14 protein-coding genes and 1 pseudogene are annotated in these 15,766 nt (G+C 45.7%); 13 read left to right on the forward strand and 2 right to left on the reverse strand.

Annotated elements, in window-relative coordinates:
* The 5 genes and pseudogenes from ACTJKG_RS00005 to ACTJKG_RS00025 form a co-directional block, all read left to right on the forward strand.
* A pseudogene (locus ACTJKG_RS00005) lies at positions 1 to 534 on the forward strand (glucosamine-6-phosphate deaminase); the annotation flags it as partial.
* Between the two features lie 94 nt (positions 535 to 628).
* Positions 629 to 1,036, forward strand: coding sequence for a DUF4279 domain-containing protein (locus tag ACTJKG_RS00010; protein ID WP_172338451.1), 408 nt, complete (start codon positions 629 to 631; stop codon positions 1,034 to 1,036).
* Positions 1,037 to 1,200: 164 nt separating this feature from the next.
* Positions 1,201 to 2,316: an acyltransferase family protein gene (locus tag ACTJKG_RS00015; protein ID WP_172338450.1), complete on the forward strand. Its 1,116-nt coding sequence runs from the start codon at positions 1,201 to 1,203 to the stop codon at positions 2,314 to 2,316.
* Between the two features lie 2 nt (positions 2,317 to 2,318).
* Entirely contained in the window at positions 2,319 to 2,819 is a 501-nt protein-coding gene (locus ACTJKG_RS00020; RefSeq protein ID WP_440738006.1) for a DUF2059 domain-containing protein, read from the forward strand.
* A 65-nt stretch (positions 2,820 to 2,884) separates the two neighbouring features.
* Complete coding sequence (locus ACTJKG_RS00025; protein WP_440738007.1) at positions 2,885 to 5,761, forward strand: M16 family metallopeptidase; 2,877 nt, start codon at positions 2,885 to 2,887, stop codon at positions 5,759 to 5,761.
* 180 nt (positions 5,762 to 5,941) lie between these two features.
* Here ACTJKG_RS00025 and ACTJKG_RS00030 read toward each other — a convergent pair whose 3' ends face one another.
* Positions 5,942 to 6,538: a hypothetical protein gene (locus tag ACTJKG_RS00030; RefSeq protein ID WP_440738008.1), complete on the reverse strand. Its 597-nt coding sequence runs from the start codon at positions 6,536 to 6,538 to the stop codon at positions 5,942 to 5,944.
* 87 nt (positions 6,539 to 6,625) lie between these two features.
* On the opposite strand from ACTJKG_RS00030, the gene ACTJKG_RS00035 reads away from it, so the two are divergent.
* Together ACTJKG_RS00035 and ACTJKG_RS00040 are read left to right on the forward strand one after the other, a co-directional pair.
* On the forward strand, positions 6,626 to 9,271 hold the full coding sequence (locus tag ACTJKG_RS00035) for a ligase-associated DNA damage response DEXH box helicase (RefSeq protein ID WP_440738009.1): 2,646 nt from the start codon (positions 6,626 to 6,628) through the stop codon (positions 9,269 to 9,271).
* 351 nt (positions 9,272 to 9,622) lie between these two features.
* A complete protein-coding gene (locus ACTJKG_RS00040) occupies positions 9,623 to 9,949 on the forward strand; it encodes a hypothetical protein (RefSeq protein ID WP_172337595.1) in 327 nt (108 codons plus the stop codon).
* 35 nt (positions 9,950 to 9,984) lie between these two features.
* Here the strand turns inward: ACTJKG_RS00040 and ACTJKG_RS00045 are convergent, their stop codons facing one another.
* Positions 9,985 to 10,212, reverse strand: a complete 228-nt coding sequence (locus ACTJKG_RS00045) for a hypothetical protein (protein WP_440738010.1) — start codon at positions 10,210 to 10,212, stop codon at positions 9,985 to 9,987.
* 146 nt (positions 10,213 to 10,358) lie between these two features.
* On the opposite strand from ACTJKG_RS00045, the gene ACTJKG_RS00050 reads away from it, so the two are divergent.
* The 6 genes from ACTJKG_RS00050 to ACTJKG_RS00075 all read left to right on the forward strand — a co-directional run bounded on the left by ACTJKG_RS00050 (position 10,359) and on the right by ACTJKG_RS00075 (position 15,763).
* Positions 10,359 to 10,694, forward strand: a complete 336-nt coding sequence (locus ACTJKG_RS00050) for a tRNA-binding protein (protein WP_172337597.1) — start codon at positions 10,359 to 10,361, stop codon at positions 10,692 to 10,694.
* A gap of 1 nt (position 10,695) precedes the next feature.
* A complete protein-coding gene (locus ACTJKG_RS00055; protein ID WP_440738011.1) occupies positions 10,696 to 11,073 on the forward strand; it encodes an SdpI family protein in 378 nt (125 codons plus the stop codon).
* Positions 11,070 to 11,543: a nucleoside deaminase gene (locus ACTJKG_RS00060; RefSeq protein WP_172337599.1), complete on the forward strand. Its 474-nt coding sequence runs from the start codon at positions 11,070 to 11,072 to the stop codon at positions 11,541 to 11,543. The genes ACTJKG_RS00055 and ACTJKG_RS00060 overlap by 4 nt, the downstream gene beginning before the upstream one ends.
* 229 nt (positions 11,544 to 11,772) lie before the next feature.
* A complete protein-coding gene (locus ACTJKG_RS00065; protein ID WP_172337600.1) occupies positions 11,773 to 12,384 on the forward strand; it encodes a superoxide dismutase in 612 nt (203 codons plus the stop codon).
* A gap of 806 nt (positions 12,385 to 13,190) precedes the next feature.
* Entirely contained in the window at positions 13,191 to 14,195 is a 1,005-nt protein-coding gene (locus ACTJKG_RS00070; protein ID WP_440738012.1) for a zinc-binding dehydrogenase, read from the forward strand.
* 113 nt (positions 14,196 to 14,308) lie between these two features.
* Entirely contained in the window at positions 14,309 to 15,763 is a 1,455-nt protein-coding gene (locus tag ACTJKG_RS00075) for an amino acid permease (protein WP_172337718.1), read from the forward strand.
* Positions 15,764 to 15,766: the final 3 nt, after the last annotated feature.

Raw genomic sequence — 15,766 nt, forward strand, 5'->3', positions numbered from 1 at the left:
TCGGGTGCCCGTTACGCGGGTTTGCCCGATGATCATATCCATTTTATGGCTTTGCCTTTTTATGAAACCGGCAAGACCAAGAAAAACGCGGTGGGCGAGGAAGACATTCTTTTAACCATTGAGCTTTTACAAAAAGTAAAGCCGCAGCAGATATTTGCTGCCGGTGATTTTGCCGACCCGAATGGTACGCATTTGGTATGTTTCAACATTATCCTGGCTGCTTTGGCGAGGTTAAAAGGTAAAGAGGCCTGGGTGGATGATTGCTGGTTGTGGATGTACCGCGGTGCATGGCATGAGTTTGAAACCTACGAAATTGAAATGGCTGTGCCTCTTTCACCTCAGGAGGTGATCCGTAAGCGTAACGCCATATTTAAACATCAATCGCAAAAGGATCGGCCTGTGTTCCCGGGTGATGATGCAAGAGAATTCTGGGTAAGGGCTGAGGACCGTACCCGTGACACTGCCCAGCGTTATGACCGTCTCGGATTGGCTGAATATGAGGCTATGGAGGCGTTTAAACGGTATATATTTTAAGCAGGTTAGACGCATGTGATGCGTCTCTACATTTTTTTATTTTCGTAGTCAGGGACACATGTAATGTGTCTCTGACTTTTTTAACCAGGATATCATGTCTTGTATACTTAGAATAACAGGTAAAAATTTTGATGTGGACGATTTTATCAGGCAAAGTAAAATATTACCATATGATACATTTTATAAAGGTATACCCAGAACCAAATCCGGACCCAATGGCGAAAAACTAAATTTCTCTGGCTGTAGTTTAGAAGTCAGTAAAGCTAATTTTGACGAGTTCAATCAACAAGTACAGGAAGCCGTTGATTATTTAAACAATCATCAGCAAAAATTACAACACATAAAGCTGACGCCTGAAATTCAATATGCAACTTTAGATTTCGCGGTAGAATATAATCCTGATAAATTTACGCAAACACAGTATCTGCCCACTGAGCTGCTAAAACTTAGTGTGGATCTGGGAATAGGGATTGAAATCTCAATTTATCAACAGAGTGAATAGTAAGGTAAGCGGGGAATGTGCGATTCCCTCCCCTCGGGAAGGGGCAGGGAGGGGTTTCATTAAGCGCACAGTTTGATCGCTTGTATAAACCCCTCCCTGCCTTTGCACGCAAGCCAACCGCACCCCTCCCGTGGGGAGGGAATTAAAAATAAAACGAAAACCTAATGACCGCCACGCAAAATAAAACGCAAAACTCAAGACTAATTTCTCTTGACGTGATGAGAGGAGCTACCATCGCCGCCATGATATTAGTAAATGATCCCGGCGATTGGGGGCATATCTATGCGCCATTGGAACACTCCAAATGGGATGGCTGTACGCCTACCGACCTGGTGTTTCCTTTCTTCCTGTTTATGGTGGGCGTATCTGTGGTATATGCTATGGAAAGCAAAAAGGCCACGGTACCACATGGTAAACTGTTGCTAAATGCTTTGCGCCGCACACTTATATTGATCGCCATTCCCTGGATCACGCAGTTGATATTTCATCCGGATGGCGGATTGTCGCATCTGCGCCTTCCGGGTGTGTTGCCGCGTATCGCGCTGGTTTATTTTATCTGTACTATCCTCTACCTCAAAACATCGCAAAAAACCCGCGACTGGATATTTGCCTTCGCGCTCATTGGTTATTTTATCATCATGACCTGCATACCGGTGCCTGGCGTTGGCTACGCCAATCTGAAACCCGAAACCAACATGGGCGCCTGGATAGACAGGCTGGTATTTGGTACCAACCACCTCTGGCGCGAATCGCATACCTGGGATCCCGAAGGTTTACTGGGCACATTACCAGCTCTGGCAACAGGTCTGTTCGGCATAAGGGTTGGTACATGGTTAAAACGTAAGGATCGCGATGATAATGTTAAAGTAAGCTGGATGTTTACCTATGGCGTAATAGCTGTAGTACTTGGCCTTATCTGGGACCTGTTCTTCCCCATCAACAAAGCGTTATGGACAAGCTCATTTGTGCTATACACCGGAGGTTTGGCCACTATTGCGCTGGCCATGTGTTATTGGCTGATCGATGTGCAGGGCCGTAAGCGGTTCACCTATTTCTTTGTGGTTTTTGGGGCTAATGCTATTACCGCCTATGTGTTATCGGGCTACATACCGCATTATATGGGGATGATTAAAATTGGCGGGGCATCTATTTATCAAACTTTATTTGCACCTTACTTTTCGCCTATCAACGCATCATTGGTCAGCGCCATATTTACGGTAGCTATATTATGGCTGGTGATGTGGGTGTTCTATATCAAAAAGATCTTTATCAAAATCTAAGCATGAAACTCAACCTTATCACAATTGCCACACTACTATTTTTATCGATTAGTGGCCTCAGAGCCCAAACAACATCTTCAACGTTAGCGCCATCACATTTAAAAGCGGCAGAAACTTTTTTAAACGCGATGGGTTTAAATGTCCAGTTTGAAAGTATGACCCAAAAGATGATCAGTGCTTCAAGTGCCCAAATGCCCGAACAACAACGGGCTTCCTACATAAAGGTAATGGAAACATTTATGCAAAAGTATTACACCTGGGATAAACTAAAGGATAGCTTTTGTAAAATATATGCAGAAGAGTTTACAGAAGATGAACTTACTCAATTAACCGCCTTTTACAACACTCCTCTGGGGAAAAAGGCAAGCTCTAAAATATCTTCATTAATGCAAAAAGGGATGGTCATAGGTCAGCAAATAATTGCCGATCACCGCCCTGAACTGGAGCAAATGATGAAAGACGCGTTTCAGGCTGATGCTGCTCCGGCCCCAAAGAATAATTAACATAAAGTAATTTGTAACTAAGAATTTCGTTTTGCATCTTAGTAATATATATCCCCATTATTAATATGAATTTAAACCTTAAGCTTTCTGTACTAGCCCTGGCCATAGCCCTCAGTTCGGGAAGCGCCTTTGCACAAGTAAAAAAGAAACCGGTTACACCGGCAAAAAGCAAACCAGCTTCCGCTGCTGCGCAGGCAGCGCCAAAAGGGAATACCTTGCCGGTTGATGAACAGGTGATCATTGGCAAACTGCCTAATGGCTTAACTTATTACATCCGTAAGAATGTAGAGCCTAAGAACAAAGCCGAACTATACCTGGTAAATAAAGCCGGATCGGTTTTAGAGACCGACGATCAGCAGGGTCTGGCTCACTTCACCGAGCACATGGCTTTTAACGGTACCCGCGATTTCCCAAAGAATGCCATGGTTGATTATCTCCAAAAATCAGGTGTAAAATTTGGTGCCGATCTGAACGCTTATACCTCCTTTGACGAAACCGTATACCAGCTGCCTATTCCATCTGATACGGTTAAAATATTTGAAAACGGCTTTAAAATATTGGCCAACTGGGCTGGTTATGTAAGCTTTGACCCCAGCGAAATTGATAAAGAGCGCGGTGTGGTGTTAGAGGAAGAACGCTTGCGTGGTAAAAATGCCCAGGAACGTCTACGGGTGCAAACCTTACCGGTACTGTTGAATAATTCGCGCTATGCATTGCGTTTGCCTATTGGTAAAGAGGATATATTGAAAAACTTTAAACCGGAAACCATCAAAAGTTTTTACCACGACTGGTATCGCCCCGATCTGCAGGCTATAATAGCCGTAGGCGATTTTGACCCTAAGCGCGTAGAAGAGTTGATCAAGCAAAATTTTTCGCAACTGCAAAACCCAGCCGGCGAAAAACCACGCACCAAATATACTGTACCGCCAACACCTGGTACAGCGGTTAAAATAGCTACTGATAAAGAGTTTCCGTACACGCTTGCCCAAATTATTGTAAAACACCCAGGAACGCCTACCAAAACTACTACCGATTACATGCAACAAATGCGTGAGCAATTGTTTAACCAGATGCTAAATGCCCGTTTGGGTGAACTCAAGCAAAAACCTAATCCGCCGTTTTTATATGGAGCCTCCAGTTATGGTGATTTTATTGGCGGGCAGGATGCCTTTACCTCTATAGCCGTATCCAAACCCGGCGAACTGGAAGCTGCTGTTAAAGCAGTGGTTGCCGAAAACGAACGTGCCCGCAAGTTTGGCTTTACCCTTACCGAACTGGAACGCGCCAAACAAGATGCTTTGGTTGGTATAGGTAACGCTTATAAAGAACGCGATAAAACCCGCTCTGTAAATTTTGTACGGGAATATCAGCAAAACTTTTTAACCGGCGAAGCTATCCCCGGTATTGAATTTGAATACAATTTTTATGTAAACAACATTGGCAAAATAACCCTTGCCGAAATGAACGCCCTTGCCGGTAAATTCATCAGCGACCAAAACCGTGTGGTAATTGTGGAAGGCCCGGATAAGGATAAAGACAAACTGCCCGATGAAAAAACCATTCTGCAATGGATAGCTTCGGCAGGCCAAAACATTACCGCGTATGTTGACAATGTATCGTCAGATCCACTAATCAGCAAATTACCCGATGGTAGTGCCGTGACCAGCGAAGTAAAAGATGAAGCCATCGGCACTACTACGCTTACCTTAGGCAATGGTGTAAAAGTGGTTTTAAAACCTACTGAGTTCCGCAACGACCAGATTCTGATTAATGGCTATTCCTTTGGCGGTACCTCATTAGCCAGCGACGATGATTTTACCTCGGCCAACTTAGCGGCTCCTATAGTAAGCAGCAGCGGTATTGCCCAGTTTAACCAGGGCCAGCTGGATAAAAAGCTGGCAGGTAAAAACGTAAACATATCACCATATATCGGTGAGTATGCGCAGGGCATCAATGGTAACTCATCACCGGCGGATTTTGAAACGGCTATGCAGCTGATCTACCTGTATTTTACACAGCCGCGTAAGGATAAAGATATCTGGCAGTCACAAATTGACCAAACACGGTCGTTGCTGGCCAATCGTGGGCTGGATCCGGTAAATGTGTTCCAGGATACCGTGTCGGCTGTTTTGAGCAATCATAATTTCCGGTCGATGGTAACCACGATCGATAGGTTAAACAAGGCTACATTAGATAAAGCTTACGACTTTTACAAAAGCCGTTTTGCTGATGCCAGTGGGTTTACTTTTACCCTTGTTGGTAATTTCGATGTAACCGCTATCAAACCTTTGCTTACCCATTACCTGGGCGGTTTACCATCAACCAACAGCAACCAAAACTTCAAGGATCTCGGGATCCATCCACCGGCAGGCATCGTTAACACCACCGTAAACAAAGGTGTTGGCGAAAAAAGCAGTGTACAACTGGTTTTCAGCGGCGATTATGAATACAACGATGCCAACAATCTGCAAATGGACGCACTGGAAGAGGTATTAAACATTAAGCTCATAGAACGTCTGCGTGAGCAGGAAAGTGGCGTATATGCACCGGGTGTGCGTGCCTCTTATCGCAAAATTCCGGGTGGCCGTTACAGCATCACCATATATTTTGGTTGTGCTCCTGAAAATGTGGATAAGCTGATCAATGCCACCATCGAGGAAATTGGCAAGATCAAACAAAACGGAGCTCAACCAACAGACATCCAGAAGTTTGTGGCCAAAGAAGCTCGTTCAACACAGGAACAATTAAAAGAAAACTTCTTCTGGGCAAGTTACCTGGCCTCTTCGTTGCAAAACAAAGAAAACCCAGACCAGATCCTCACCCATGTAAGCAGTCTTGACCAGGTAACTGTTCAAAGCACCAAAGATGCCGCCAACAAATACCTGAGCGGTAAAAACTATATCAAACTGGTACTTATGCCAGAAAAAACCGAAAAGAAATAGTTTTTTATTCAGCGGTACAAACAAAAAAGCCCCGCCAGATAAACCAGCGGGGCTTTTTTGTAACGTTAAGTCATCCTGAACTTATTTCAGGATCTCACAGGACAAGTTGACCATCAAGTTATAACTTTATTTGTGGAATGCCAAAACAAGTTCGGCATCACTTAATAGTATAGATTTCCCTCAATGCATGTTTAAATAAGCAACTGACGTATCATGTAGCTGATGAACCACCACGCCCACGCATTTACCGGCAGCATCTATCTCAAAAGAGATCCCTTTATCCAAATCGGTATAAACCTGTACTTTGCCATCCTTATTTTTGTAATCGCTGGTTGGTTTTAGGTTATAGCTCTTTTTGATCTCATCGACAGTGCTGCCAACTCCAAGGCCTTCGGCGGTTTTATACTCGGGTGAGTTAATTAATATCTTCTTGACGCGACTAATAATCTCGTCCTTATCACCCATTTTACGATGCGCAAACACGCTGGTACGGTAACCATCGGCTTTATGCCCCGCGTACCACACCATTAGTGAACTTCCCATTGCCGCGTCCGAGCTATCTGGCCTGCCCAATAATTGACTCACATTGGCTACATCCTCGCTTAATACAATATCGCCAATACTCCTGCCCGGGGTAATCAGTTTATTGGTTACAGCGGTTTTGGCTTTAGCAGTGTCAGCAGCATTCGCTATGGTATCGGCACTGTTTTGCTTTTGTGCCGGTTGCTTACAGGCAAACAGGGCGGTGCAACATAATAATAGCAAAGTATTTTTCATCCTATTTTTCATAACGGTATTATATTTATTTTATTAGGGTAGCTTGATATACCTAACCAAATTAACATTAATTTGTTGAACAAATAAATGATATCAAAAGGCCAACAAGTTATACAGCAGTGGTACAGGCAAAAAAACTGGCAGCAATTCCCCTTTCAACAAGAAATGGAGGCGGCCTACCTGTCGGGTTATTCCGGCTTGCTTAATGCGCCTACAGGTAGCGGTAAAACATTTGCTCTGTTTCTGCCCTTCCTGGCCGGCTTTATCAATCAACATCCGGATACTTACACCACCCAAAAAAATAACGGCCTGCTCATGCTGTGGATAACACCCCTGCGTGCGCTTACCAACGATATCCGCAAGGCCATGCAGGAAGCCTGCGACGAGATCGGTCTGCCCTGGCACATCGCCACCCGCACCGGCGATACGCCTGCTGCCGAGAAACAGGCACTCAAGAAAAAGCTCCCCGAAGTACTGCTCACCACCCCCGAAAGCCTGCACCTGATGCTGGCCCAAAAAGAGTATCCCAAAATGTTCAATCGGCTACAGGTAGTGGTGATCGACGAATGGCACGAGCTTCTGGGCACCAAACGCGGCGTACAGGTGGAGTTGGGATTGTCGAAGTTGAAAGTTTTGGGTGCGGGGTTCGAGGAGCGAGGTGCGGGAAATGAAAATAAAATAGTATCGAGAAACTCCGACTCAAACCTCACGCCCCGAGCCCCGAACCCCGCACCCGGCACCCAGAACCTCGCTCCCCGCACCCCACTTCGCATCTGGGGTATCAGCGCTACCATTGGCAATCTGGAGCAGGCAGCCGAGGTTTTGTTAGGGAATGATTTCCCACCTGATCGCATTAAAATGGTGAGGGCCAACCTGGATAAAAAGTTGGATATCCGGTCGATCATTCCCGAAAATGTCGAGAACTATTCCTGGGCCGGGCACATTGGTTTAAAATTGCTGCCCGAGGTAATGGAGATTGTGGCCCGGAGCAAAACCACCCTCATATTTACCAATACCCGTTCCCAGTCCGAGATCTGGTATCATGCCATCCTGGATAATTACCCCGAATACGCGGGCATTATGGCCATGCACCACGGTTCGCTGGATAATGAGCTGCGTAACTGGGTGGAGCAGGCCTTGCACGCAGAGGCCCTGAAACTGGTGGTATGTACTTCGAGTTTGGATCTGGGGGTCGATTTTCGTCCTGTAGATACCGTGGTGCAAGTGGGTAGCCCCAAAGGAGTAGCCCGTTTTATGCAGCGCGCCGGTCGAAGCGGTCACCACCCCGGCGCGGTATCCCGGGCCTATTTTGTACCGACCCACTCCCTCGAACTGTTGGAAGGCGCCGCCTTGAAAGAGGCTATTAAGAAAGGCATTTTTGAAAGCCGCGACCCCATGCTGCTCACCATGGATGTGCTGATACAATATATGGTTACCCTGGCTGTATCAGACGGTTTCCGTGCAGAAGAATTGTTTAACGAAGTAAAAACCACTTATGCCTTTGCCGATCTGAGTCGTAACGAGTTTGGTCAGTTACTGGAGTTTATCACTACCGGCGGCAAAACCCTGGCCCAGTACGATGAGTTTTTAAAAGTGGAGGTAGAGAACGGCCTCTATAAAGTAAACAACCGCCGCGTGGCCATGCGCCACCGTCTCAGCATCGGCACCATCACCAGCGAACTCAGCGTACGTGTAAAATGGTTGAGTGGCGGCAGCCTCGGTACCATCGAAGAATCGTTTATATCCCGCTTAAAACCGGGCAACACGTTTTGGTTTGCGGGGCGCAGCCTCGAGTTTATCCGGGCAAAGGAAATGACAGCCTATGTCAAAAAATCAAATTCCACCAAGGGCATTATCCCCAGTTGGAACGGTGGCCGTATGCCTCTGTCGTCGCAACTGGCGGCGGTGTTCAGGGATAAGCTGGATGAGGTAGCGCATGGGGTAGAGAAGGATGAAGAAGTGATAGCTCTGAAACCCCTATTTAACATGCAGCAAGAACTTTCGCACCTGCCGCAAAGTCATGAATTCTTGATCGAGTCGTTCAAATCGCGCGAGGGGCACCACCTGTTATTTTATCCTTTTGAAGGGCGCTTGGTACATGAGGGTATGGCATCATTATTGGCTTTCCGCATCAGCAAAATAAAACCGGCCAGCTTCTCTATCGCCATGAACGATTATGGTTTCGAGTTGTTGACCGACGAAGACGTTCCCATTGAACATGTACTGGAAGATGCCAGCTTTTTTTCGATCGATAATCTGCTGGATGATATTCAACACAGCCTCAACGCCAATGAAATGGCGCGCCGGCGCTTCAGGGATATCGCCCACATCGGCGGATTGGTATTCACTGGCTATCCCGGTCAGCCCGTAAAAAACAGGCACTTACAGGCATCCACATCACTACTGTTCGAGGTATTTACCGAATATGAGCCCGACAACCTACTGGTAAGGCAGGCTTATAACGAAGCGCTGGCTTTTCAACTGGAAGAGTTTCGGCTGAGGGCGGCCCTGCAACGCATCGCCACACAAACTATCATCCTCAATACCATTGAGCGCCCAACGCCATTCGCATTCCCTATTATGGTTGATAGCCTGGGCCGGGAAAAGCTCACCACCGAAACCCTCGAAGAGCGAATCGCCAAAATGGCTCGCAGCTACGGCGCCGAAGGCTTTGCCGAACCCGCCGAACGCAAAGGCCGTAAACCGGGGGTTACCAGGAAGAAGGGGTTTTAAAGTTGCTGGCAACCAAAGCAAAAGACGGCCTGTCATCCTGAGCTTGTCGAAGGATCGCGCGGAGAGGCCTGCCCACCATGCTTCGACAAGCTCAGCATGACAGCCTCTCCCATCGACTCACCCCGGCGTTGCTTCTTCGCTCGCGCGAGAGATTAGCGCAGCGTATCTCGTGGGTTGCATGGTTAAAGCTTCCAGCTTTTTTTCAGCTGAAAGCTGAAGCCATGATTAGCACGGGCTGAAAGCCCGCGGCAGCGAAATCTTACTAACTAACAAATTTGTTACCACAACCCGCCCTACTCTTTTTAAACTATTGTACCATTTCTGTATCTTATACCTAAATAACCGACCATCATGAAAACCTTAAAATTATATCACATCATCATTACTTTTAGCCTTTTTTTGGTAGCCTGCTCGCCCATTACCTATATAGGCGATACCTATCCGGCCACACCAAAAGCCGATGTTTATTATGATGCCAAAGACGTTAAGCAGGATTATAAAGTAATAGGCCATTTATCGATGGAGTTCACTAATAATCCTGATTGGATTAAAAGCAAGCTAGCAGAAAAAGCGAAATCGCTGGGTGCCGATGGCGTTATTATTTTGCAAACCACCGGTCACGACGAGAAAGAAACCGTAAAAGCCGACGCCATAAAATACAACACGAAGAGTAATTAATTAGTGATTTATTGATTTTTCTTCCCCGTTGTTAATTACTGAATTTCCTTCCCCGTCAGTAGATAAGCTTCGGGCGAAAGCGGGCAGAACGATGATGGCTTGTGCGGCTGTAAGGGCATAGCGAACCTTACCTGAAGCGGAGGGTAATGAGCGAACGAAGTGGAGGTAAGGTTTAGCAGCCCGTGGTTCTGCCCGCTTTGCAGGGCAATGGCCAAGAGCGTAAAGAAGCATTTCTGCTGACTTGATTTTTGGTTACTTTTCATCAAGGAAAAGTAACTGGCCCTCCCGCGGCCAAGAGCGGGTATACGCCCGGTAAAGCGGCTCTGCATATCGGGGATTGCCACGTCGTTCCTCCTCGCAATGACATATTTTTTATCACATCTACACATCTATTTTTACCTTTGCCATTATGGATACGATTACCTGGCACGATTTTGAGCAAGTAGAACTCCGGATCGGTACCATCCTCGAAGCAGTAGAATTTCCCGAAGCACGCAAACCGGCCTTTAAAGTGAGGGTTGATTTTGGCGAATTTGGCATCAAATGGTCAAGCGCACAGATCACTAAACATTACACTTTAGAACAACTCCCCGGGCGCCAGATTATGGGTGTGATCAATTTCCCTAAAAAGCAGATTGGCAAATTCATGTCGGAGTTTTTGGTAACCGGCTTTGCCGACGAAAACGGGGATATTGTTTTAGCCGCTGTGGATAAACCCGTGCCCAACGGCAGCAAATTGGTTTAGGATGAATTTAGCCAGTTGGATAATAGGACCGCAAATGGTTGGCGTGATTTTACTATTGCTGGGGGCCATCTTATGCAGCTTCCCACCCAAACATATCAACAAGTGGTACGGTTATAAAATGCCATCGGCCCAAAAAAATCAGCAAGCTTGGGACGAGGCCAATCGCTATTCGGCTATTTGTATGCTGAAAAGCGGAATGGTTTTACTGATCTCGGGATTTTTGGTTACTTTAATATTAAGGGAACTAAGTATTCAGGCACGACTAAAAGAAGGCCTGACCGCGTTCTTTCTTATCGCCTCCGGACCGATCCCATGCTTGTATATCATTGTATCAACAGAAAACCATTTAGAAAAAACCTTTAATAAGGAACAAAAATGAGATACTTCAGTTTTGAGGACGAGCCAACGATATCGCCTGATGAATTTTTTATGGGCGAAGCTCTAAAGGAAGCCAAATATGCCCTGGAAGAAGATGAGATACCCATTGGTGCAATTGTGGTGCATAGCGGCAAGATCATTGGTCGCGGACACAACCTTACCGAGCGGCTGAATGATGTATCGGCCCATGCCGAAATGCAGGCACTTACCGCGGCGGCTAACTCCATGGGCGGCAAATACCTGCAAGGTTGTACCCTTTATGTAACTATGGAACCCTGCGTCATGTGCGCCGGGGCATCCTACTGGTTCCAGGTAAGCCGGATTGTATTTGGCGCTTATGATGCCAAATTAGGCTTTGGCAGGCTCAACCAAAAAATAACCCACCCCAAAACAGTGATCACGGGCGGCATCCGTGAAAACGAATGCTCAGAACTGGTGAAGAGCTTTTTTAAAGGGAAGAGGAAGAGATAAGTCCATAGTCTATAGTTCATAGATTGAACAAGATTTGCAACCAGTAAATTGTAGTCGAGAATCAATAATATATGTACTTTTTTCCCAACCATGGTCTATGGACCATCGACTATGGACCGCAACGCAACTTATACAAATACCTGACAAATTTTTTAGAACAAAAACTCAGTTCATCTCTTATATTTGTTACGTCACAACATTAAACTTTTAAACTTAATAAATAACTATTATGGCATTTACACTACCGGCGTTATCCTACGCTACCGATGCATTGGAACCGCACATTGATAAACTAACCATGGAAATTCACCATGGCAAACATCACCAAGCTTACGTAACCAACTTAAATAAAGCATTAGAAGGCAAGCCAGAGGCGGATAGCAATATTGATGATATCATCAAAAACATTTCTAAATTCCCGGCTGCTGTACGCAACAATGGTGGCGGTCATTATAACCACTCTTTATTCTGGACTTTGCTTTCTCCAAGCGGAGGCGGCGAACCTACAGGCGCTCTGGCCGATGCAATCAAAAGCACTTTCGGTTCATTTGCCGATTTCAAAACCAAAGTATCAGAAGCTGGTGCAACCCGTTTCGGATCGGGCTGGGCTTGGTTAATTGTTACTGCCGATAAAAAACTGGCTGTAACTTCAACCCCTAACCAGGACAATCCACTAATGGACATCGCCGAAGTAAAAGGCACTCCAATTTTAGGTATCGACGTTTGGGAGCACGCCTACTACCTGAAATACCAAAACCGTCGCCCTGATTACCTGGCAGCTATCTGGAACGTGATCAACTGGAAACACGTTGCCGAACTTTACGCAAAAGCAACCGCTTAATTAAAATTAAGCTAAGCATATAAAAAAGCTGCTGGATCAAATGATCCAGCAGCTTTTTTAATTATTGAATTAGCGATTTAGTGAATTACTGAATTTTCTTCCCCGTCAGCAGATAAGCTTCGGACGAAAGCGGGCAGAACAATGGGGGCCTGTGCGGCTGCAAGGGCATAGCAAGTTTTTGCTGAAGCGTATGGAAAAGAGGGAACGAAGTAGGGCAAAATAATTGCAGCCCGTGGTTCTGTCAGGTTTGCAGGGCAAAGGCTATGTGCGGCAAAATAAGCATTTCTGCTGACAGCCTTTTGGGTTACTTTTGTGGCGACAAAAGTAACTGGCCCTCCCGCGGCCAAGAGCGGGTCTGCGCCATACAAAGCCGCCCTGTATAGCTACGAGATTGCTACGCTACGCTCGCAATGACATAGTTGTAATTTATATAACCTGATAAAGTCACCCTAAACTTTTATCCAAAAAAAATTCCGTATATTTACATATACAGCAGCCCGGTTTTCTAAAAAACAGAAAACCGGGCTGTTTGGTTAAGGGAAAAAACAAACCAAAAACAGCTGTTTAGCATGTAGTTATTTGACAATCAATTATTTAATACTTTTTAAACCTTTCAAAACGTATCGAAAATTTGTTAAAAAGTGTTAAAATAGATGGTTTTGAATAAATTTCAAGCAGTTTTTGATGCGTTTTTGCCCCGTTTTTGACTAAAAATTGTTAAAATTTTAACTTTAAAAAGTTTTCCGGGCAGACATGCAAATGAAAACCCCGCAGGAAAAAATCACTAAATCAATAATTCAATAATTATGAAAGCCATCGTTTTAGAAGCTGCCGATAAACCTCTGGTATGTAAAGAAGTTGAAAAACCAACCCTTGCCCCCGGCGAGGTTCTGGTACACATCAAAGCAGCAGCTCTTAATCGCCGTGATTATTGGATAACGGTAGGTAAATATGCAGGCATCAAATATCCTACTATACTTGGCTCAGATGGTGCCGGTGTAGTGGCAGAAGTTGGCAGTGAAGCGGATAAACACTGGATTGGCAAAGAAGTGATCATTAACCCCAGCAACAACTATGGCAAAAGCGACGATTACCAGGGTGCCGATTTTAAAATATTAGGCCTGCCAGATGATGGCACTTTTGCCGAATATGTAAAAACCCGGGCAGAATACCTGCATCCCAAGCCCAATCACCTCACCTGGGAACAGGCAGCTGCTATTCCGCTGGCAGGTTTAACCGCCTATCGAGCATTGTTTACTAAGGCCAGGGCCAAAAAAGGTGATAAAGTTTTGATATCTGGCGTAGGCGCAGGTACGGGTGCTTTTGCCCTGCAATGGGCAGTGGCCGCAGGCTGCCAGGTGTTTGTAACATCGGGCAGTGGCGAAAAAATTGAACGCGCCAAAAAATTGGGTGCGGCAGCCGGCGTAAATTACAAAGCGCAGGACTGGGCCGAACAACTGAAACTGATGGCTCACGGTTTTGACATTATTATCGACAGCGCGCTGGGCGCCGGTTTTGCCAAATTTCCAGATCTATGCAACCCCGGCGGCCGTATCGTGATATTTGGAGGAACGGCAGGCAATATCCCCCCGCTGGATGGGCGTAAGGTATTTTGGAAACAGCTACAGCTACTGGGCACCACCATGGGCACACCTGATGACTTTACCGCGATGATCAACTTTATAAACAAACATGAAATAGTTCCGATAGTTGATGAGGTGTTTGATTTTAAAAACGCGCAAAAAGCCATCAACAGAATGGAGAAATCCTCACAGTTTGGTAAAATTGTGCTGCAGAATTTATGGTGTTAATAACTAACTTCCAGTAATTTAAATATTAACACACATCTTATTTTCGTGCCTTGCCTCCACTATATAAAGTGATTGCAAAATAATCTACTAATTTTGTGGACTTTATTTCAGGCATGATCAAAAAACCCATCGACCTGCTATTGCAGGAATCGGCAGAGGAAGGTGAACACTCTTTAAAACGCACATTAGGCCCGGTTAACCTTATCCTTATCGGGATAGGCATTATCATTGGGGCTGGTTTATTTTCATTAACAGGAATCGCGGCCGGGCAACATTCGGGGCCAGCGGTAACCATATCATTTTTAATAGCAGCCGTAGGTTGCGCCTTCGCGGCCCTTTGTTATGCCGAATTTTCGGCCATGATACCGGTGGCGGGCAGCGCCTATACCTATTCCTACGCTACTATGGGCGAGCTTTTTGCCTGGATCATTGGCTGGGACCTGGTACTGGAATATTCTGTTGGCGCGGCAACAGTGGCCATCAGCTGGTCGCAATATCTCACCAAGTTTTTGTCCTGGTTTGATCTTTATCTACCGCCACAGTTGATTCTGTCGCCTTTTGAAACTTCTAAGGCAGCCAATGGCGATGTTGTGCATGGCATCATTAATCTGCCTGCTGCGTTGATCGTTATTGTAGTTACCAGCATCATTATCAGGGGAACTAAGGGCTCCGCACTGGTTAACGCTATTATTGTAAGCTTGAAGGTAGGCGTGGTATTGGTATTTATAGCCGTGGGCTGGTCGTTCATCAATCCGCAGAACTATCACCCTTATATACCGCAAAATACTGGCGTATGGGGCGATTATGGATGGTCGGGCATATTAAGAGGCGCAGGACTGGTATTCTTCGTATTCATCGGTTTTGATGCGGTGTCAACGGCGGCGCAAGAGGCCAAAAATCCGCAGCGCAACATGCCCATTGGTATCATTGGTTCGCTGGTGGTGTGTACCATTTTATTTGTGATCTTCGCCCATGTTATGACGGGTATGGCTAACTATAAAGAGTTTATTGGTTCAGGGGCACCGGTTGCCATCGCCATCGAAAAAACACATTATCAGTGGCTAAGCAAGGCTATTGTACTGGCTATACTAATAGGCTATACATCGGTTATCCTGGTTGATCTGCTGGGCCAGTCGCGGGTATTTTTCTCTATGTCAAAGGATGGTTTGTTGCCTAAAGTATTTTCAGATGTGCATCCCAAATTCCGCACTCCATGGAAATCGAATATTGTACTTTGCGCCTTTATAGCCTTGTTCGCGGCTTTTGTACCTATCCGGGTGGTTGGCGAAATGACCAGCATAGGCACACTGCTGGCCTTTGTGATGGTATGCGCGGGTGTACTTGTTTTACGCAAACAACAGCCTAATATTCAGCGGCCATTTAAAACGCCATGGGTGCCGGTAGTACCTATATTGGGTATATTGGTTTGCTTTGCCATGATGACATTTTTACCCGGCGATACCTGGCTGCGATTAATAATTTGGTTGGCAATTGGTTTAGTCATATATTTCACCTACGGTAAAAAGAACAGCGTAATACGCAAAAGGTTCGCGGCAAAACATGGATAGCTT

Origin of the sequence: Mucilaginibacter sp. 22184 (assembly GCF_052045695.1) — a bacterium.
Taxonomy (GTDB): Bacteria; Bacteroidota; Bacteroidia; order Sphingobacteriales; family Sphingobacteriaceae; genus Mucilaginibacter.

What these genes read in the sequence shown, in the direction of transcription:
- ACTJKG_RS00010 (WP_172338451.1), top strand. Translation starts at nt 629, where the DNA reads ATGTCTTGTATACTTAGAATAACAGGTAAAAATTTTGATGTGGACGAT.
- ACTJKG_RS00015 (WP_172338450.1), top strand. Translation starts at nt 1,201, where the DNA reads ATGACCGCCACGCAAAATAAAACGCAAAACTCAAGACTAATTTCTCTT.
- ACTJKG_RS00020 (WP_440738006.1), top strand. Translation starts at nt 2,319, where the DNA reads ATGAAACTCAACCTTATCACAATTGCCACACTACTATTTTTATCGATT.
- ACTJKG_RS00025 (WP_440738007.1), top strand. Translation starts at nt 2,885, where the DNA reads ATGAATTTAAACCTTAAGCTTTCTGTACTAGCCCTGGCCATAGCCCTC.
- ACTJKG_RS00030 (WP_440738008.1), bottom strand. Translation starts at nt 6,538, where the DNA reads ATGAAAAATACTTTGCTATTATTATGTTGCACCGCCCTGTTTGCCTGT.
- ACTJKG_RS00035 (WP_440738009.1), top strand. Translation starts at nt 6,626, where the DNA reads ATGATATCAAAAGGCCAACAAGTTATACAGCAGTGGTACAGGCAAAAA.
- ACTJKG_RS00040 (WP_172337595.1), top strand. Translation starts at nt 9,623, where the DNA reads ATGAAAACCTTAAAATTATATCACATCATCATTACTTTTAGCCTTTTT.
- ACTJKG_RS00045 (WP_440738010.1), bottom strand. Translation starts at nt 10,212, where the DNA reads ATGAAAAGTAACCAAAAATCAAGTCAGCAGAAATGCTTCTTTACGCTC.
- ACTJKG_RS00050 (WP_172337597.1), top strand. Translation starts at nt 10,359, where the DNA reads ATGGATACGATTACCTGGCACGATTTTGAGCAAGTAGAACTCCGGATC.
- ACTJKG_RS00055 (WP_440738011.1), top strand. Translation starts at nt 10,696, where the DNA reads ATGAATTTAGCCAGTTGGATAATAGGACCGCAAATGGTTGGCGTGATT.
- ACTJKG_RS00060 (WP_172337599.1), top strand. Translation starts at nt 11,070, where the DNA reads ATGAGATACTTCAGTTTTGAGGACGAGCCAACGATATCGCCTGATGAA.
- ACTJKG_RS00065 (WP_172337600.1), top strand. Translation starts at nt 11,773, where the DNA reads ATGGCATTTACACTACCGGCGTTATCCTACGCTACCGATGCATTGGAA.
- ACTJKG_RS00070 (WP_440738012.1), top strand. Translation starts at nt 13,191, where the DNA reads ATGAAAGCCATCGTTTTAGAAGCTGCCGATAAACCTCTGGTATGTAAA.
- ACTJKG_RS00075 (WP_172337718.1), top strand. Translation starts at nt 14,309, where the DNA reads ATGATCAAAAAACCCATCGACCTGCTATTGCAGGAATCGGCAGAGGAA.